The sequence below is a fragment of the Phytoactinopolyspora halotolerans genome (genome assembly GCF_010550675.1).
In the GTDB taxonomy this organism is placed as follows: Bacteria; Actinomycetota; Actinomycetes; order Jiangellales; family Jiangellaceae; genus Phytoactinopolyspora; species Phytoactinopolyspora halotolerans.
Genome location: NZ_JAAGOA010000028.1, coordinates 25,702 through 43,476 on the forward strand (window position 1 = coordinate 25,702; position 17,775 = coordinate 43,476).

General features: G+C 67.8%; 17 protein-coding genes and 1 riboswitch. Of the genes, 11 read left to right on the plus strand and 6 right to left on the minus strand.

What is annotated here, in order from left to right; all coding sequences use genetic code 11:
• Positions 1-8 precede the first annotated feature (8 nt).
• Positions 9-1,424 carry an FAD-binding oxidoreductase gene (locus G1H10_RS27950; protein ID WP_216853731.1) on the minus strand — a complete coding sequence of 472 codons (1,416 nt, stop codon included), beginning with the start codon at positions 1,422-1,424 and terminating at the stop codon, positions 9-11.
• A 124-nt stretch (positions 1,425-1,548) separates the two neighbouring features.
• Between G1H10_RS27950 and G1H10_RS27955 the strand changes: the two genes are divergently transcribed.
• Entirely contained in the window at positions 1,549-2,553 is a 1,005-nt protein-coding gene (locus G1H10_RS27955) for a helix-turn-helix transcriptional regulator (RefSeq protein WP_163744168.1), read from the plus strand.
• Here the strand turns inward: G1H10_RS27955 and G1H10_RS27960 are convergent.
• Positions 2,495-3,652 carry a maleylacetate reductase gene (locus G1H10_RS27960; protein WP_163744169.1) on the minus strand — a complete coding sequence of 386 codons (1,158 nt, stop codon included), beginning with the start codon at positions 3,650-3,652 and terminating at the stop codon, positions 2,495-2,497. The two genes, G1H10_RS27955 and G1H10_RS27960, sit on opposite strands and share 59 nt — an antisense overlap.
• Before the next feature lie 4 nt (positions 3,653-3,656).
• Positions 3,657-4,295: an alpha/beta hydrolase gene (locus tag G1H10_RS27965; protein ID WP_163744171.1), complete on the minus strand. Its 639-nt coding sequence runs from the start codon at positions 4,293-4,295 to the stop codon at positions 3,657-3,659.
• A 220-nt stretch (positions 4,296-4,515) separates the two neighbouring features.
• Here G1H10_RS27965 and clsA point away from each other — a divergent pair, with 220 nt between their 5' ends.
• From clsA to G1H10_RS28010, 9 genes are all read left to right on the plus strand, one after another.
• On the plus strand, positions 4,516-5,103 hold the full coding sequence (clsA, locus tag G1H10_RS27970) for a cardiolipin synthase ClsA (RefSeq protein ID WP_163744172.1): 588 nt from the start codon (positions 4,516-4,518) through the stop codon (positions 5,101-5,103).
• A 57-nt stretch (positions 5,104-5,160) separates the two neighbouring features.
• Positions 5,161-6,021: a DUF881 domain-containing protein gene (locus tag G1H10_RS27975; protein ID WP_163744174.1), complete on the plus strand. Its 861-nt coding sequence runs from the start codon at positions 5,161-5,163 to the stop codon at positions 6,019-6,021.
• Entirely contained in the window at positions 6,018-6,350 is a 333-nt protein-coding gene (locus tag G1H10_RS27980; RefSeq protein WP_163744176.1) for a small basic family protein, read from the plus strand. The genes G1H10_RS27975 and G1H10_RS27980 overlap by 4 nt, the downstream gene beginning before the upstream one ends.
• A gap of 7 nt (positions 6,351-6,357) precedes the next feature.
• Positions 6,358-7,203, plus strand: coding sequence for a DUF881 domain-containing protein (locus tag G1H10_RS27985; protein ID WP_163744178.1), 846 nt, complete (start codon positions 6,358-6,360; stop codon positions 7,201-7,203).
• Between the two features lie 73 nt (positions 7,204-7,276).
• Positions 7,277-7,663 carry a glycine cleavage system protein GcvH gene (gene gcvH, locus G1H10_RS27990; protein ID WP_163744180.1) on the plus strand — a complete coding sequence of 129 codons (387 nt, stop codon included), beginning with the start codon at positions 7,277-7,279 and terminating at the stop codon, positions 7,661-7,663.
• 173 nt (positions 7,664-7,836) lie between these two features.
• Positions 7,837-8,361 (plus strand): double zinc ribbon and FHA domain-containing protein, encoded by a 525-nt coding sequence (locus G1H10_RS33490; protein WP_163744283.1) that lies wholly within the window; start codon positions 7,837-7,839, stop codon positions 8,359-8,361.
• Positions 8,358-9,068: a transcriptional regulator FtsR gene (gene ftsR / locus G1H10_RS28000; protein ID WP_216853734.1), complete on the plus strand. Its 711-nt coding sequence runs from the start codon at positions 8,358-8,360 to the stop codon at positions 9,066-9,068. Before G1H10_RS33490 ends, ftsR begins: the two co-directional genes overlap by 4 nt.
• A gap of 105 nt (positions 9,069-9,173) precedes the next feature.
• Positions 9,174-9,680 (plus strand): bifunctional nuclease family protein, encoded by a 507-nt coding sequence (locus G1H10_RS28005; RefSeq protein WP_163744182.1) that lies wholly within the window; start codon positions 9,174-9,176, stop codon positions 9,678-9,680.
• Between the two features lie 138 nt (positions 9,681-9,818).
• Positions 9,819-10,427 carry a MerR family transcriptional regulator gene (locus G1H10_RS28010; RefSeq protein ID WP_163744184.1) on the plus strand — a complete coding sequence of 203 codons (609 nt, stop codon included), beginning with the start codon at positions 9,819-9,821 and terminating at the stop codon, positions 10,425-10,427.
• Between the two features lie 508 nt (positions 10,428-10,935).
• Here G1H10_RS28010 and G1H10_RS28015 read toward each other — a convergent pair.
• The 3 genes from G1H10_RS28015 to G1H10_RS28025 form a co-directional block, all read right to left on the minus strand.
• The gene (locus tag G1H10_RS28015; RefSeq protein ID WP_174264730.1) at positions 10,936-11,604 is read right to left on the minus strand and encodes a potassium channel family protein; all 669 of its coding nucleotides are present in this window, start codon (positions 11,602-11,604) and stop codon (positions 10,936-10,938) included.
• Positions 11,597-12,988 carry a TrkH family potassium uptake protein gene (locus G1H10_RS28020; protein ID WP_216853735.1) on the minus strand — a complete coding sequence of 464 codons (1,392 nt, stop codon included), beginning with the start codon at positions 12,986-12,988 and terminating at the stop codon, positions 11,597-11,599. The genes G1H10_RS28015 and G1H10_RS28020 overlap by 8 nt, the downstream gene beginning before the upstream one ends.
• 100 nt (positions 12,989-13,088) lie before the next feature.
• Positions 13,089-14,474, minus strand: a complete 1,386-nt coding sequence (locus G1H10_RS28025; protein WP_376778673.1) for a TrkH family potassium uptake protein — start codon at positions 14,472-14,474, stop codon at positions 13,089-13,091.
• A gap of 215 nt (positions 14,475-14,689) precedes the next feature.
• A riboswitch (glycine riboswitch) is annotated at positions 14,690-14,789 on the plus strand.
• A gap of 97 nt (positions 14,790-14,886) precedes the next feature.
• Between G1H10_RS28025 and gcvP the strand changes: the two genes are divergently transcribed.
• On the plus strand, positions 14,887-17,760 hold the full coding sequence (gene gcvP, locus G1H10_RS28030) for an aminomethyl-transferring glycine dehydrogenase (protein WP_163744186.1): 2,874 nt from the start codon (positions 14,887-14,889) through the stop codon (positions 17,758-17,760).
• The last annotated feature ends 15 nt before the right edge of the window (positions 17,761-17,775 follow it).

Genomic DNA, 17,775 nt, shown 5'->3' on the forward strand with positions numbered 1-17,775 from the left:
CGATAGGGTCACGGGTGCCCGGCCGGCGCGATGTGATGGTTGAGGCGGAACAAGTCGGTCGGGTCGTGGAGGGCCTTGAGGTCAGCGAGTCGACGGTAGTCGTCCGGTTCGTAGGCGGCTCGGACCTCATCCGCAGTCGCGTTCGCCCCCGCCGTGTAGTTGAGGAACCGGCCCACGGTCCACGGATCCAGCCCGGCCAGCAGGCGGCGATGAACCACGGCTGCGGCGTCCGCGCCGATCGTGCCCAGAGGGGTGATGGCGCCGAGCAAGTACTGCGCATTCCGGTGGCCCACCGCGTTCGGCACCGGCGGCCGACGGCTCAACGCACCGCCGAGATGACGCAGCTCCAGGATGCACGGCACGGAGTCGCGGCCGCGAGAGGTCTGCTCGATCGCGGCGAGCGCTGGATCTGGGACGTCGGAGATCATGGCGCTGACCATGGTGCTCGCCTGCGGGTCGGTGGGGTCGGCGCAGATCGAGCCGGACTCGGTGTAGTCCATCTCGCGCACCGTGTCGATCAGCACATCCCCGACCTGCTGCCGGAGCGACTCGACGAGCTCAGCCCCAGCGGATGGTCCACCGACGTATGCCACCCGGACGTGTGCGACGGTGCGCCCACGCAACGGCCCCGGAGCCGACGGCACGTCTGGAAACGGAATCAGCGCGATCGACGAGGTCATCTCATTCGGCACGGACGACGTCCAATCTCGCCACGCGCGCAGTACCTGCGGGGACTCGTCGATATCGAGGTACAGCGCTCCACCGTAGATCCGGCTGACCGGTACCAGCCCGATCTCCAGTCTCGTCACGACGCCGAAGTTGGCACGGCCCCCGCACAGCGCCCAGAACAGGTCCGGATCCGATTCGGGTGTCACCTCTCGCAGCTGGGCGTCCGCGGTGACGGCATGGATGCGACGCACGTGGTCCGCGGCGTAGCCGAAGGTGCGTCCCAGTAGACCGAGCCCGCCGCCGAGGGTGTACGACACCGCGCCGACGTGTGGCGATGACCCGCTCAGCGGAGCAAGGCCGTGCCGCGCGGCCGCCTCGATCACCGGCTGCCACTGTGTCCCCGCCTCGATCCAGGCGGTACGCCGCTCCGGGTCGACGGTCACGCCGGCCATGCGACGGGTGGTGATGAGCAGGCCGCCGGCGGCGGGCGACGGCGCACCATGTCCGGTGGCCTGGACGGCTACCGGAATCCGGTGCCGATCAGCGTACGCGACGGCGGCCTGGACGTCGGCCGACCCGGCGGCGCCGACGATCAGATCGGGGCGGTGCACGGCCGCCAGGCTGAAACCGTGCCGTTCCTCGTCGTAGCCGGCGTCGTCGGGTCCAAGAACGGGACCGCGCAGCATGTGCTGCAATTCGTCCAGATTGCGTGGCGCCGTCGGGGCGTGAACGGTGGCGGTGGGCATCTGTGTCATGGAGCTTCTCCTCGCTTCGGTAGTGGTCCGGATCTCAGGTGGCGTGCACCCGAGCGACGACAAACACGACGTTAGAGCGCCTTGCGGACATAACTTGTCCGCAACGTGTGACAGAGTGTCGATGATGGGAAACATGCCGGCGCGGATGCTGCATCTGCTCTCGCTTCTCCAGAGCCGACGCGAGTGGCCGGGCAGCGAGTTGGCGGCACGGCTCGACGTCACCGAACGGACCGTCCGTCGCGATATCGCCCGGCTGCGCGATCTGGGTTATCCCGTCCAAGGGACCACCGGCACGATCGGCGGCTACCGGCTGGGCCCAGGCACCCGGCTGCCGCCGCTGCTGCTCGACGACGACGAGGCCGTCGCCATCGCCGTCGCGCTGAAGACGGCGGCGGCCGGGGTGGGCGGCATCGAGGAGACGGCGATCCGCGCCTTGAGCAAGCTGGAGCAGGTCTTTCCCGCCCGGCTGCGGCACCACGTGACGGCGGTCGGGGACGCGGTGTGGTCGGTGCAACGTCCGGAGGGCCCGCGTGCCGACCCCGGCATCCTCGCCACCGTGGCGGCGGCGTGCCGGGACAGTGAGGTCATCTCCTTCCATCACCGCCGCCGCGACGGCAGTGCGGCGGAGCGACGCGTCGAACCGCACAGCGTGGTGATGTCCTGGGAGCGCTGGTACCTCGTTGCCTATGATCTGCGCCGCGACGGCTGGCGAACGTTCCGTGTGGACCGGATCAGCGACGTCCGGCCCACCGGACGCCGATTCGACCGCCGCGAACTGCCGGCCGATGACGCTGCGGAGTATGTCGGCCGCACCATCGCGATGGCGCCGTATCGGTATGTGCTGGATGTGACGGTGGCGGCATCGGCCGACGTGGTCCGCGCACGGCTGCCGGCCGTCGTGATCGAGCGCATCGAGCCGGCGGACGAGCACACGAGTGCGGTCCGCCTCGGTGCCGACCGGCTGGAGATCCTGGCCCAGCGGCTGATCGCGCTCGGCGCTGAGTTCGCCGTCGAGGGATCGGCTGAGGCGTTGACGTATCTGCGCGAGCTGGGCGGGCGGCTGGTCAGGGCTACGGACGGGTTCCACGCCACGCCGCGTGAAGCAGACGCTCCAGGCCCGGCGTCGTGACGGTGCGCGGGTTCGGGTAGGGCCGGGCCGTCGCCAGCTCCGCGGCCTTCGGCACGTCGTGCTCGGCGAGACCGAGCTCGCGGAGCGAGAGCGGCCCGCCGACGGCGGAGATCAGGTCGAACATGAACCCCGGCGCGTCGTCGATCACCGAGCTGTGCCGGTCACCGGCCGGCGCGGGCCACGCGATGAGCGGGGTCGCAGCCGACAGCGCCTCGGCGATCTGCGCCATGACGTCCGGCACCGCGGGCGCGTTGTAGGCCATGACATGCGGCAGGACGGCGGCGTGCGTCTCCGCGTGCGGCAGACCGAACGAACCGCCGAGGGTGTGACAGAGCTTGTGCTGCAGGGCCATGTCGGCGGACGCGAGGCAGATCCCGGCCAGCCACGCACCGGTCAGCATGTCGGCGCGCGCGGCCGTCCCGCCCGGATCCGACACCAGCCGGGGGAGCGCACCCGCGATGCGGGACAGTGCGGTGAGCGCCGAGGCCTGGACCAGCGGGCTCACCTGTGGCGCATATAAGGCTTCGACGGCGTGCGCCATCGCGTTGACACCGCTGGCGACCGAGATGTGCACGGGTAGATCAAGGGTGAGGTCGACGTCGTATACCACCGCTTCCGGCACGACGTCAGCCGAGGACCTGGTGGTCTTCACGCCGTTCTCCGTCTCCCCGAGCACCGGCGTCATCTCGGAGCCCGCGTACGTCGTCGGGAGTATGACCTGGTCGAGGCCGGTCCGGGCGGCCAGCGCCTTGGCGAGTCCGGTTGTCGAGCCGCCGCCCACCGCGACGACGCAATCGGCGTCGTGCTCACGGAGCACCGTCAGCGCTTGTTCGGTCACCTGCACGGGCGTGTGCTCAGCCACCCCGTCGAAGCGCGCCACCGCGGACGAACCGAGAACGGCCGCGACCGTATCCGCGTGTTCCGATACCCGCGGACCCGCCAGCAGCAACGCTCGGGAGCGGCCCAGCCGCTCCACCTCGTCCAGCACGGTGCCGACCGTGCCGTGGCCGAAGACCACTCGGGCGGGGTACGCCGCGTAGGCCCACGTGTAGGTCCTCCCGGCAGGCGCGGCCGATCGGGCCGGGTCGAGTCCGGCCATGCGTTCAACTGACCGCGGTCAGCAGGTCGCGGGTGCGTCTGATCGCGTCCTCGTTCACGAAGTGCTGCCGGTCGTCGTAGACGCGCAGGTCGACGTCGGCGTCCATCGCGGTGAGCAGGTCGGCCGTCTCCTGGACCCGGGCGAGCGGCACCCACGCGTCGTATCGGCTGCTACCGAGGAACACCGGGGTCCCACCCAACGAGCCGGTCGGCCGCCGAGGAGGACCCGGCGGGCCGATATAGCCGCCGGTCAACAGCGCCACTCCGCCGTATCGCCGGGGATTGCGGACCACGTACTCAGCCAGCAGGCAGGCCCCCTGCGAGAATCCGATCAGCACGGTCTTCTCCGGCTTGATGTCGTGCTCCACCACGGTGCGCACAGCCGAGTCACATGCCTGCAGCGCATGCCCGAGATGTGGTTCGTTCACCTCGAGCGGCTCGATGAACCTCGCCGGGTACCAACTGTTCTCCGCGGCACGGGGAAGCACGCAGGCCACATGCCCTACGTTGAGCCGATCGACGACGGCGGCGATCATGAACTGTGGATCCTGGCCCCGGCCGTGCACGACCACGGCCGCCACCTCGGCCTCGTCCAGACTCGCGCCGGTGAGTATCAACGGCTGGGTCAGATGCTCGTTGGTCATCCGGTGCCTCTCCGGCGAGTCGGTAGGATCGTCGCGGTCATCGTAACCAATCACCGTGCGGGGCGCCGTATGTCAAGGCGGGGGTGCTGCGCCGATCTTCCAGCTCATGACCCAAGCGTGAAGCACGACGACGCGCCGGGAACCGGAACCGGCTGTCGGACGGTTCGAACTGCGGTGTACCGTCGATTAGGCGGTTTAACGCGGTAGGAGGGCGGCCCGCGTGGAGGTCGGAGAAAACGAGGTGCAGACGTCCAGAGTCTTCACCATCCCTAACCTGCTCTCGTTACTTCGGCTGTTGGGTGTGCCGCTGTTCCTGTGGCTGATCCTGGTCGAGGAGGCCGACCTCTGGGCTCTGGCGGTGCTGGCCTTCTCCGGTGTCAGCGACTATCTGGACGGCAAGCTCGCCCGTCGATGGAATCAGATCAGCAAGGTCGGCGAGGTGCTGGATCCGCTGGCCGATCGGTTGTACATCCTCACCACCATTGCCGCGTTCACCATTCGGGAGATCATTCCGTTGTGGTTCGCGATCGTGTTGGTAGCGCGGGATGTCTTCTTGCTGGCTTTGGTGCCGGTTCTGCGTAAACGTGGCCTGGTGCGACTTCCGGTGCATTTTCTGGGTAAGGCCGCCACATTCTGTCTGTTGTATGCTTTCCCGCTCTTGCTGTTAGGTATCGGGGACGGTACGCTGGCCATGTTGGCACAAGTGTTCGGGTGGGCTTTCGCGCTGTGGGGGGTCGCACTCTACTGGTGGGCGGGGATCCTCTACGCCGAGCAGGTGCGACGGGTGTTGCGTGACAATCCGGCGTGATCCACGGGTGTTCGGACACGGAGCGATGACCGCGGGTGGGCGTGCGACGATATGACGGTGACGAGCAAGAAGGCAACGGTAACGCGTCCTCGTGACGCGTCGATGTCGCTGCTCAACAACGTCTTCGCCAACCCGCTCGACCCTGATTATGAGCGTGTCGCCGCCACCAGGCGAGGCGCCGACGAGGACGAGGCACCATCGAGGAAGCCGCGCATGTCCGCCTCGCTTGTGCTGGGCATGCTCGCCCTCGGCCTGCTGCTGTCCGTGGCGATCGTGCAGAAGGAAGGCACCGCGAGCGTGGCCTCGGCGGAGCGCGAAGGTCTGGCCGAGCGCATCCGGGGCCAGGAGCAGCAGACCGAACGCCTGCAGGACGCGGTCAGCTCGTTGCAGGCGGAGATCGCTGAGCTCGAGGATCGTCAGTTGCAGAGCAGCGCCCGCGGCCAGCGGTTGCGTGAGTCGCTGCAGAACCTTCAGGGCAGCGCCGGCACCGCCGCCGTCGCCGGTCCGGGGGCCTCGGTCGTGCTCGACGACGCGGAGCATCCTGAGGAGACCGAGAAACCTGAATACGCTGTTGTGCTCGACGTCGACCTGCAACGGGTCGTGAACGGATTATGGATCGCAGGTGCGGAGGCGATCAGCATCAATGATCAGCGGGTAACGTCGCTGAGTCCTATACGGATGGCGAACAACGTGATCAACGTCAACGGGCGGCCATTGAGCCCGCCGTACGAGGTCCTGGCGATCGGCGACTCACGCACGCTGGCGAGTGACTTCAGCGAGGGCCCCGGGGGAGATTACTTGCGCAGCGCAGGCAAAGACGGAATCCGGTACACGGTCCGGGTCGAGGAATCAGTCCGGTTGCCGGCCGGGAGTTCGATGTCGATTTCCTACGCGACCGCCACCGGGGGTGTTTCGTGATCCCAGCGCTCGGACTGGTGGCTGGGATCATCGCCGGCCTGTTCCTCGATGTCTCGGTCCCCCTCGATCTTCAGCCGTACGTGCCGATCGCCATCGTGGCCGCGCTGGACGCCGTCTTCGGCGGCATTCGTGCGGTCATGGAAGGCATCTTCGACGACAAGGTCTTCGTGGTCTCGTTCATCGCCAACGTGTTGATCGCGGCGTTGATCGTGTATCTGGGTGATCAGCTGGGCGTCGGCGCACAGCTGTCGACCGCGGTGATCGTCGTCCTCGGCATCCGTATCTTCACCAATGCCGCAACCATCAGACGACATATCTTCCGAGCGTGAGACCGTCATGGTGGAGGAGCAGGACAAGGATCAGGCGAACGGCAAGAGCCAGGCGGACGCCGGAGACGCCGCGGCGCCCAGCGACACGGACGTGCCACGGTTCCGGCCTGCCGTGCCGTCCGGAGGCAGGCGTTTCTGGCGCGCGATGACCAAGCGCCCACAGGCCAGCCACCTCGGTGTGGCCGTACTGCTGGCACTGCTCGGTTTCGGCGCCGTCCTGCAGGTCCGCGGCGACGAGGAGGACGCACTCAGCCATGCGCGCCGGGATGAGTTGCTGCAGATCTACGACGGACTCACCCGGGAAGCGGACCGCCTGGAGGAGGAGATCCAGGACCTGCGCCGCGACCGTGACGACCTCGCCTCCAGCGCCGGGGACGAGAGCGTCGCCCTGGAACAAGCCGAGGAACGCCTCCGGCAGGCTCAGATCGTCGCCGGAACCGTACCGGTGACGGGTCCGGGCATTCAGCTGACCATCAGCGATCCGGACAATCAGGTCACCGACACGACGTTGTTCGGCGCGATCTATGAGCTGCGCTCGGCGGGTGCGGAGGCGATCCAGATCGAAGGGCAGGGCAACGACACCGCCGTGCGGATCGTGGCGGAGTCGTACCTGCTTCCGGCCGAGGGCGGAGTCGAGGTGTCCGGAGTCATGCTCCGGCCGCCCTACGTGATCACCGCGATCGGCAATCCGGAGAATCTCGACGAAGCGATGCATTTCCCGCAGGGCGTCATGAGCGACGTGACCCTGGACGGCGGCGACGCCACGGTCACCCAGTTCAGTGAGCTCACCGTGGAGACGTTGCACGAGGTCACCGAGCCGGAACACGCTAGTCCGGCACCGGAGGGCGAGTGATCAAGGCACGCGTGTGATGATGATGCGTGCGAACGCGAGTGCTGACATCATCGAAGGAGGCGGGTTTCACCCCATGTACCCCGAGGACCTGAAATACACGGCCGAGCATGAGTGGGTGCGCAGCCCAGGAGAGGCCGATGGCAGCGTCCGGGTCGGCATCACGGACTTCGCACAGGAGCAGCTGGGAGACATCGTCTACGTGCAGCTGCCCAACGTCGGTGACGAGGTCACCGGCGGCGAGGCGTGCGGCGAGCTGGAGTCCACCAAGAGTGTGAGCGACCTTTACGCGCCGGTTTCGGGGCAGGTGGTGGCCCGCAACCACGCGCTGGATGCCGCGCCGGAGAAGGTCAACTCCGACCCGTACGGCGAGGGATGGATGTTCGAAGTCGTGCCGGCGGACCAGGCAGCGGTCGACGGGTTGCTCTCAGCCGAGGCGTACCGCGCGCAGGTCGAAGGCTGAGCGGGTTCGGGGTCTTGCGGGCGGCTTGCGCCACGAAGTTGACCCTGGGCTGTCGACAGCCATAGGTTTCCTTTATCTTTTCAACCCCAAGGCGTGAAAGGGAGTGTCTGGCATAGACTCTCGACGCGCCGGAGATGTCGAGCCGCGGACGCCAGCGGCGGGAGGCCGAGCTGATGCCGTTCTGTACCCAGTGTGGGCATGAGAATCCGAGCGATGCCAGGTTCTGCTCGCAGTGTGGAACCAGGATCGTGACGTCCGTGTCGCAGGCTGAGTCTGGCGACGTGACGAGCACCATGATGATCCCGCGTGAGGACGCGGACCGCGAAGAGGGGCGGGACCTCGGTCCGAGCGATCAGGCCGCCGTTGACGCGCTTCCGGAAGGCAGCGCGCTGCTCGTGGTCTTACGTGGTCCGAACGCGGGAAGTCGGTTCCTGCTCGACACCGACGTCGTCAGCGTCGGGCGGCACCCGGATTCGGACATCTTCCTGGACGATGTCACGGTCTCGCGCCGGCACGCTGAGTTCCGTCGGTTCGAGGGAGGCTTCGTCGTATCGGACGTCGGAAGCTTGAACGGGACGTACGTCAACCGGGACCGGGTCGATGAGGTCCGGCTCTCGAACGGTGACGAGGTCCAGGTAGGCAAGTACCGCCTGGTCTACTACTCCAGCCAGCACGGGTTTGGAGGCGGACCGAGGTGAGTTCGGCGCTGCCGGCTCGCCAGACCAAGAGCATCGGGGAAGTCTTGGCGCTGTTGCGTCCGGATTTTCCCGATATCAGTATCTCGAAGATCCGCTTTCTCGAGACTGAGGGTCTGGTCGAGCCGCAGCGCTCCGCTTCTGGTTATCGGCGCTTCACCGACGACGACGTGGCCCGCCTGCGGTACGTCCTGACGGTTCAACGTGACCACTACCTGCCGCTGCGGGTGATCAAGGAGCAGCTCGAGCAGCTTGACCGCGGTATGGAGCTGGTCTCCGACGGAGAACGCACGGTCACCCCGTACACGGCAGGCACGGCCAAGAACACCGGCGACGACGAGGTGGCACTGACCCAGTCGTCGCTGGTGGAAGCAGCCGGGATCACGCCCGAACTGCTGGCCGAGCTCGAGTCCTACTCGCTGGTGCAGCCGGGGAAGGGCGGCCTCTACGACGCACATGCGTTGTTCGTCGCGCGCACGGCCGGCGAGCTGGCGCAGTACGGACTTCAGCCGCGGCACCTGCGCGTGGTGCGCAGCGCCGCCGAGCGTGAGGTCGACCTGGTGGAGCAGGTGCTGGCCCCCATGTTGCGTCAGCGCAGCGTGGAGGCGGCCGGCCGGGCCGAGGAGACGGCGGCCGAAATCGCTCGCCTGGCGACACGCCTGCACGCCGCGTTCGTCGACATCGGCGTGCGACGGCTGCGCGCCCGGTGAGGCGGTGCGGGCGCGCAGCCGCGCGGCGAGACCGTGAGGCGAACGGCGCGGATTCGTGAGTTTGCGCCCTCTGGATCATTTGCCATGCAGGGGTAGTCTGGACTTGTGCGTGAACTCGACGTTGTCGGTGTCCGAGTAGAGATGCCGTCCAACCAGCCGATCGTGCTGCTGCGCGAGGTGGGCGGCAGCCGCTACCTGCCGATCTGGATCGGCGCGGTAGAGGCTACCGCGATCGCCTTCGCTCAGCAGGGGGTAGTGCCACCGCGGCCGCTGACGCATGACCTGTTCAAGAACGTCCTGGAGGCGATGGGTACCTCCTTGGAGCAGGTCCGCATCACTGAGGTTCGGGATGGCACGTACTACGCGGAGCTTGTGTTCTCCGGCGGAATCGAGGTCAGTTCGCGGCCGTCGGACTCTATTGCGCTGGCGCTGCGGACCGGCACGCCTATCTATGCCACCGAGCCGCTTCTCGACGAGGCCGGCATCCTGATGGCGGAGGGCGTGGAGGATTCGGACTCGGGCGAGGTGTCCGAGGATGAGGTGGCCAGGTTCCGAGAGTTCTTGGACCAAGTGTCGCCGGAGGATTTCCATGGCCAGCCGCCGGAGCGCTGACCATGCGGGACTGACCCGGCAGGCGGAACTGACGCCTGGAGCTGAAGTTGAGCTTGAGGCTTTCCCGCGTGTTGCGTTGACCGTGATCGCGGGTGCGCCTAACGTCACTCCTGTCACACCAATAACGAAGGGGACGGCGTGAGCGCAGACAGCACTTCCGGTACAGACCGGGCAGGTCGTGTCGTTGGATCCGCAGTTCCGGCCGGCGGCGCCCAGGGGCAGCTCTTCGAGCCGGTCGTGAACGCTGTCCCCGAAGACTCCGGCTACCGCGGCCCTACCGCGTGTAATGCCGCCGGAATCACCTACCGCCAGCTCGACTACTGGGCCCGTACCGGCCTGGTGGAGCCGAGCATCCGCAACGCCACCGGATCCGGCAGCCAGCGGCTGTACTCCTTCCGGGACATCCTGGTCCTGAAGATCGTCAAGCGGCTTCTGGACACGGGGGTGTCGCTGCAGCAGATCCGCCAGGCCGTCCAGCATCTGCGCGAGCGAGGCGTCCAGGACCTGGCCGGCATCACCCTGATGAGTGACGGTGCGAGCGTCTACGAGTGCACGTCGGCGGATGAGGTCGTCGACTTGGTCCAGGGTGGGCAAGGGGTGTTCGGCATCGCCGTCGGCCGGGTGTGGCGCGAGGTGGAGGCGACACTGATCGAGCTGCCCGCGGAACGTGCGGGGGAGGACGGCGCCGATCATCCCGGGGACCAGCTCGCCGCCCGTCGCCGCGCAAAGGCGGCCAAGCCCGCGTAGCTGTCTGTGGTTGCGTTGCGTCGATTCGCTTTCGGGCGCCCTGTGGTGGGCTGACGCCGTGGTTGCGTTGGGTGGGCCGGAGAATTCTCTTGCCTCTCACGCGATCGGCGGGCGGCCTTTCGTGCCGGTTGCGTAGATCAGCCGCCGATCGAAGATCGGCAAGAGAGCTTCTCCGGCCTTTCCGTACGTTCGTCCCGGTCTCGACTCACCGGCACCACGGATACGCAGAGCCACTCGGCTCGGGTCTTCGCCGTCGTGTGATCACTGGCGCGACGAGGCGCCGGCCCGCGGTGCCCGCCGACGCCGCCCAGAGGCCAGCGCGTTCGAACGGGCCGGGGAGCTTCTTCGACTGATCTTCCGGTCGGCGGCAGATCTACGCGACCAGCGCGGGACGCTGACCGCCGACCGCGTGAGAAGGAGAAGAAATCCCCGGCCCTCCCAACGCAACCACACCGCTCCGCGTCGGCGTAACAGCGTGGCGTAGCCGAGGGGACGGCCGTAGCGCGTGTCAGGACGCTTCGGAGAAGCGCTCCGTATCGACGACGAGGCCGGACGCGATCACCGTGTCGCCGGGCCGGATGATGGTGTCCGCGGTGGCGTAGGTGAAGCCCTCACCAGGCCGCTTGATCGCGACGATGGTGACGTTGTACTCCTGCCGGACCTTCGAGTCGCCCAGCCGCATGCCGACGATGTGTGCCGGTGGAGTGGTCTTCACCATCGCGAAGCCGTCTTCGAACTCGATGTAGTCCATCATGCGGCCGCGCACCAGATGCGCGACACGCGCGCCCATGTCGTGTTCCGGCCTGGTGACGTGGTGCACGCCGATCTGGGTGAGGATGCGGGCGTGCGAGTTGCTGATCGCCTTCGCCCAGATGTTCGGCACCCCGAGCTCGACGAGCGACGACGCGGTGAGGATGCTCGACTCGATGTCGGACCCGATGCCGACTACGGCACGGTTGTACTCGTGCACCGAGAGTTGCCGCAGTACCTCGATCTTGGTCGTGTCGGCGACGACGGCGTGTGTCAGCCGCCCGGAGACCGACTGGACCTTGTCGGCGTCCGCGTCGATGCCGAGGACTTCGGTCTGTTCTTTCATCAGCTCCAGCGCCAGGGACTTGCCGAAACGGCCCAGTCCGCAGACGACCACCACGCTGCTGTCGCGGTGCTTCCTAGCCAATGATCGGTCTCCCTTCGGGAAGCTCGTACAACCGGGTGCGCTGGCGCAGCGCGAGTGCGGTACCGAGGGTGATGGGGCCGAGGCGGCCGACGTACATCAGCACGACGAGAAGTCCTTGGATGCCTTCGGGAAGCTCTGCTGTGATCCCGGTCGATAGCCCAACTGTACAGGCTGCGGATATCACCTCGAATAGAACTCGGTCAAGCTTGAAGGCGTCGCCGGTCACGAACAAGATGATGACCGTCGGGACGACCACCAGCGCGACGGTCAGCAGGGCAACGGTGAGCGCCTGGCGCTGGACGCGGCCTCCGACCTGCCGGTCGAAGATGTTGACTCGAGGCTCGCCGCGGAGCTCGGCGTAGATGACGAAGAAGAGCAGGGCGAACGTGGTGACCTTGATGCCGCCGCCGGTACCGGCGCTGCCCGCGCCGATGAACATGAGCACGTCGTTCCCCAGCCAGGTGGCCTCCCGCATCTGCTCCACGTCCAGCGTGTTGAACCCCGTCGAGCGGGGCATGACGCCGTGGAAGAAGCCGGCCAGGAGCTTCCCGCGCACATCGAGCGGGCCCAGAGTGGCCTCGTTGCGCCATTCCGCGGCCATGATGAACCAGGAACCGAAGACGAACAGCAGCACGCTCATGGAGACGGTGAGCTTGGTGTGCATGCTCCACGAGCGTGGCTGCCAGAACTGCCGCCGCAGCTCCAGCAGCACCGGGAAGCCGATACCGCCGCAGAACGCGGCGACGGCGATCGGTATGCAGATCCACGGGTCAGTGACGAAGCGCATCAGGCTGTCGCTGTAGAGCGAGAATCCGGCGTTGTTGAAGGCGGAGACGGCGTGGAACGTGCCGAGGTACAGCGCCCTGCTGAGCGGCTCGTCGTAGGCGATGAGCAGCCGCGTGGTCAGGATCGCGGCCACCGTGATCTCGAACGCGGCCGTCAGCTTGGCCACACCGAAAACGACCCGACGCACGTCTCCGAGGCCCAGGCTCTTGGTCTCGGCTGCCGCGGTCAAGCGTGAGCGCAGGTTCATCCGCCGGGAGATCAGGACGACCAGCAAGGAGCTCATCGTCATGATGCCGAAGCCGCCGACCTGGAACAGGCCCATGATCGCGACTTCACCGAACGTGGACCAGTAACCCGGGGTGTCGACGACGATCAGCCCGACGATGCACACGGCGGACGTCGCTGTGAACAACGCTTGCATGAACGAAGCCGAACCCGGTCCGTCGGTCGCGACGGGCAGCATCAGGATCGCCGTGCCGCAGACGATCATCAACGCGAATCCGGCGACGACGAACTGTGCGGGATGGGTCAAGCGTGGCCGGTGCCTCGCAAGCCAGCCCACCCAGTTCGCGGTAAGCGCCCCGTGTTCGCTGCGCACTCGCGCGACATTACACGCCACCCGGCACGGTGCAACCGAAGAGGTCAGATGTGACGCCATCGTGTCGCGTGCGCTGTCAGACATCGGGCATCGGGCGTCCTCAGCCGATGATGGGGCGACCTTCCGGCAGGTCGTAGAGCTTCTCTTGGTTGCGCAGCGCAAGGGCGCTGGCGAACGTGATCGGGCCCAACCGGCCGACGAACATCAGCAGGACGAGCATCGCCTGTTCTGCTCCCGGGAGGCTGTCGGTGATGCCGGTGGACAGACCCACCGTGGAGAAGGCGGAGATCACCTCGAACATCGCGCGGTCGGTGGAGATCTCCGGGGTGGCCTCGGCGACGATGATGGTCGGGATCACCACGGCCGCCACGCTGAGTAGCGCCACGGTCAGTGCCTGGCGTTGAACGCGTGCGCCGACCTGGCGGTCGAAGACATTGACCGCACGTTGGCCGCGGATCTCGGCGACGATGACGAAGAGGAGCAGAAAGAACGTCGTCACCTTGATGCCGCCCGCGGTGCTGGCGCTGCCGCCGCCGATGAACATCAGCACGTCCGTGCCGAGCCAGGTGCCCTCGGTCATCTGCTCCACGTCCACGCTGTTGAAGCCGGCGGTACGTGGCATCACCGAGTGGAAGAAGCCGTTGAGCAGCTTGGCCGGGACGCTCAGCGGGGCGAGCGTCGCGTCGTTGTCCCACTCGCTGTAGGTGATGAACGCCATGCCGCCAGGGATGAGCAGCGCCGTCGCCGACAGGGTGATCTTGGTGTGCAGGCTCCAACGGCGCGGCTGGCGGAACTCGCGTCGCAGCTCCAGCAGGACGGGAAAGCCGAGACCGCCGCAGATCACCGCGACGGCGATGGGAATCAGCACCCACGGGTCGGTGGCGAATCGCATCAGGCTGTCGCTGTAGAGGGAGAAGCCGGCATTGTTGAAGGCGGAGATCGCGTGGAACACGCCGAGGTACGCGGCGCGTCCGAGCGGCTCGTCGTAGCCGATCAGCAGCCGGACGGTCAGGATGAGAGCGGTCGCGAACTCGAACAGCACGCTCACCTTGGCGACGCCGGTGACCACCCGCCGAACATCACCGAGGCCCAGACTCTTCGTCTCGGCGGCTGCCGTCAGCCGGGAACGCAGCCCGATCCGGCGGGAGACCAGCAACACCAGCAGCGACGCCGTGGTCATCAGGCCGAAACCGCCGACCTGGATCAGACCCAGGATGACGACCTCGCCGAACGTGGACCAGTAGCCGGGTGTGTCGACGACGATCAGCCCGGTGACGCAGACCCCGGACGTGGCGGTGAACAGCGCATCCAGGAACGATGCGGAAGCAGGTCCTTCGCGTGCCACCGGAAGGGACAGTAGGACGGTTCCGACCGCGATGGCGGAGGCGAATCCGGCGACGACGAACTGGGCCGGATGCTGGAAACGAGGCAACCAGCGCGCGGCCGCACGAATCCAGCGGCGCGTGGGGAGCCCCCGGTACTCCACAGGCACTCGGATGAGATTACACCTGTCCTCGCCCGATGCCGTGCGCACGCGGTCGCCGGTGATGTCGGCGCAGCTCACAACGTCGTCGGTGCGTGGCGCCCACGTTGCCGACGACTCGCGTGCGGGTGGATCCGCGGCCCGCTCACGGGGTCCGAGGACGGGACGTGTGGCTGGCGTCGCGGCCGGAAATGGTTATGCTGAGCGGTAGAAGCCGTCGACTCCGGCTGGGAGAGTCTCCGTGCCCGCAGTGGCGTGGGGCGCCGAAGGGGCAACATCCCCGTCAACCTCTCAGGCAACAGGGACCGGCCGGGACAGGCAGCTCTGGAGTACCGGTGCGTCACGCCGATGTGCAGCCGGTGCGACAGAGGGGGAGCGCTCGTAACCCGCACACTGCGCCCGAGGAGCTCCAGCGATGACTTCTTCTCAGCTGAATCCCCGACCGCTGTCCGATGTATCCGCCGACGCCCCGTTTGTCGGTCGGCACATCGGACCCCGCGACGATGAGATCGCGACGATGCTGGAGGCGGTCGGCTACGACTCACTCGACGCATTGACCGATGCCGCCGTACCCGAGTCGATCCGCACCTTGTCCGCGCTCGACCTGCCGGACGCCGGCACCGAGCTGGAGGCGCTGGAGGACCTGCGCCGGTTGGCCCGCCGCAACAAGCAGCAGGTCCAGATGATCGGCCTGGGGTACTCGGATACCGTGACGCCGCCCGTGGTCGTCCGCCGGGTGCTGGAAAGCCCCGCCTGGTACACCGCCTACACGCCGTATCAGCCGGAGATCTCCCAGGGCCGGCTCGAGGCGCTGCTGAACTTCCAGACCATGGTGGCCGACCTGTCCGGCCTGCCGACCGCGAACGCCAGCCTGCTGGACGAGGCCACCGCGGCAGCGGAGGCGATGACCCTGATGCGGCGTTCGGTCCGGGGCGGGGCGGACCGGTTCCTGGTGGACGCCGACTGCCTGCCGCAGACCATCGCCGTCATCGAGACCCGGGCCGAGCCGCTCGGCATCGAGGTGGAGGTCGCCGACCTCACCGATGGCCTCCCGGAGGGCGAGTTCTTCGGAATCCTGCTGCAGTACCCCGGCGCCTCCGGAGGCGTCCACGACCTCACGCCCACGATCGAGGCGGCGCATGAGCGAGGTGCGCTGGTGACCGTCGCCGCCGACCTGCTCGCCCTGACCCTGCTCGTGCCGCCCGGCGAGATGGGGGCGGACGTGGTGGTCGGCAGCTCGCAGCGGTTCGGCGTCCCGCTCGGATACGGCGGCCCGCACGCCGGTTACATCGCCGTGCGGACCGGCCTGGAGCGCGGTCTGCCCGGGCGGCTGGTGGGCGTGTCGGTCGACGCCGACGGTGACCAGGCCTACCGGCTGGCGTTGCAGACCCGTGAGCAGCACATCCGTCGCGAGCGCGCCACATCGAACATCTGCACGGCGCAGGTTCTGCTCGCCGTGGTGGCCTCGATGTACGCGGTGTGGCACGGACCGGACGGGCTACGCGAGATCGCCCGACGGGTGCACGGGCACGCCGCCACCGTCGCCGCCCAGCTGCGCGCCGGGGGAGTGGAGGTGGTCCACGACTCCTTCTTCGACACCGTCTTGGCCCGGGTGCCGGGGCGGGCGGAAGCCATCGTCGCCGAGGCGGCCGAGCTGGGGATCAACCTGGGAGCGGACGGGGCGGACCGGATCCGGATCGCCTGTGACGAGGTGACCACGGACGCCGACGTCGCCGTGGTGCTGAAGGTGTTCGGGGCGGGCGTCGAGCCGCGGCAGCGCGCCGGCACCGCCATCCCGGCGACGTTGGAGCGGACGAGCGAATTCCTCACCCATCCGGTGTTCAACGTGCACCGCTCCGAGACGGCGATGCTGCGGTACCTGCGCCGCCTGGCGGACAAGGACTATGCGCTGGACCGCGGGATGATCCCGCTCGGCTCATGCACCATGAAGCTGAACGCCACCACGGAGATGGAGCCCATCACCTGGCCGGCCTTCGCCGGAATCCACCCGTTCGCGCCGGTGGAACAGGCCGAGGGCTACGTGGAGATGATCCGCCAGCTGGAGTCGTGGCTGGCGACCATCACCGGGTACGCGGCCGTGTCGGTCCAGCCCAACGCCGGCTCTCAGGGCGAACTCGCCGGACTGTTGGCGATCCGGGCATACCACCGCTCCCGCGACGACGCCCAGCGAGACGTCTGCCTCATCCCGTCCAGCGCGCACGGCACCAACGCGGCGTCGGCGGTGATGGCCGGGATGCGGGTCGTCGTCGTGGGTGCTGCCGAGGACGGTACCGTCGACCTGGACGACCTGCGAGCCAAGATCGCCCAGCACGGTGAGCGGCTCTCCGCGATCATGGTGACCTACCCGTCCACCCACGGGGTGTACGAGGAGGGCATCTCGGAGATCGCGCGGCTGGTGCATGAGGCCGGGGGCCAGGTCTACGTCGACGGCGCGAACCTGAACGCACTGATGGGACTGGCGAAGCCCGGCGAGTTCGGGGCGGACGTCAGCCACCTGAACCTGCACAAGACCTTCTGCATTCCGCACGGCGGCGGTGGCCCGGGCGTCGGGCCGATCGGGGTGCGCGAGCACCTCGCTCCCTTCCTGCCGAACCACCCGTTGCTCCCCGAGGCGGGGCCGGCCACCGGCGTCGGTCCCGTGTCCGCGGCGCCGTTCGGATCGGCGTCGATCCTGCCGATCTCCTGGGCGTACATCCGCATGATGGGCGCCGACGGGCTCAAGCTCGCCACCCAGACCGCGGTGCTGGCGGCGAACTACGTGGCGGCCCGGCTGCGCGAGCACTACCCGGTGCTGTACACCGGGCGCGGCGGGTTGGTCGCGCACGAGTGCATCGTGGACCTCCGGCCGATGACCAAGGCCACCGGGGTGACCGTGGACGACGTGGCCAAGCGTCTGATCGACTACGGTTTCCACGCGCCGACCATGTCCTTCCCGGTCGCCGGGACGCTGATGATCGAGCCGACGGAGTCCGAAGACCTGGCGGAACTGGATCGGTTCTGCGACGCGATGATCGCTATCCGGGCCGAGGCGGATCGGGTCGAGGCGGGCGAGTGGCCGGCCGGGAACAACCCGCTGCGCAATGCCCCGCACACGGCGGAGTCGCTGGTCGGCCAGTGGGATCACCCGTACACGCGGGAGGTGGCCGTGTACCCGTCGGCATCCGCGCGTGCGGACAAGTACTGGCCGCCGGTGCGCCGGATCGACGGTGCCTACGGCGACCGGAACCTGGTGTGCTCCTGCCCGGCACCGGAGGCGTTCGAGAGCTGACGCCCTCGTCGCGGT

Excerpts from the sequence above, each read along its gene's own strand:
- G1H10_RS27950 (WP_216853731.1), bottom strand. The coding sequence starts at position 1,424 with ATGACACAGATGCCCACCGCCACCGTTCACGCCCCGACGGCGCCACGC.
- G1H10_RS27955 (WP_163744168.1), top strand. The coding sequence starts at position 1,549 with ATGGGAAACATGCCGGCGCGGATGCTGCATCTGCTCTCGCTTCTCCAG.
- G1H10_RS27960 (WP_163744169.1), bottom strand. The coding sequence starts at position 3,652 with ATGGCCGGACTCGACCCGGCCCGATCGGCCGCGCCTGCCGGGAGGACC.
- G1H10_RS27965 (WP_163744171.1), bottom strand. The coding sequence starts at position 4,295 with ATGACCAACGAGCATCTGACCCAGCCGTTGATACTCACCGGCGCGAGT.
- G1H10_RS27985 (WP_163744178.1), top strand. The coding sequence starts at position 6,358 with ATGGTGGAGGAGCAGGACAAGGATCAGGCGAACGGCAAGAGCCAGGCG.
- gcvH (WP_163744180.1), top strand. The coding sequence starts at position 7,277 with ATGTACCCCGAGGACCTGAAATACACGGCCGAGCATGAGTGGGTGCGC.
- G1H10_RS33490 (WP_163744283.1), top strand. The coding sequence starts at position 7,837 with ATGCCGTTCTGTACCCAGTGTGGGCATGAGAATCCGAGCGATGCCAGG.
- gcvP (WP_163744186.1), top strand. The coding sequence starts at position 14,887 with ATGACTTCTTCTCAGCTGAATCCCCGACCGCTGTCCGATGTATCCGCC.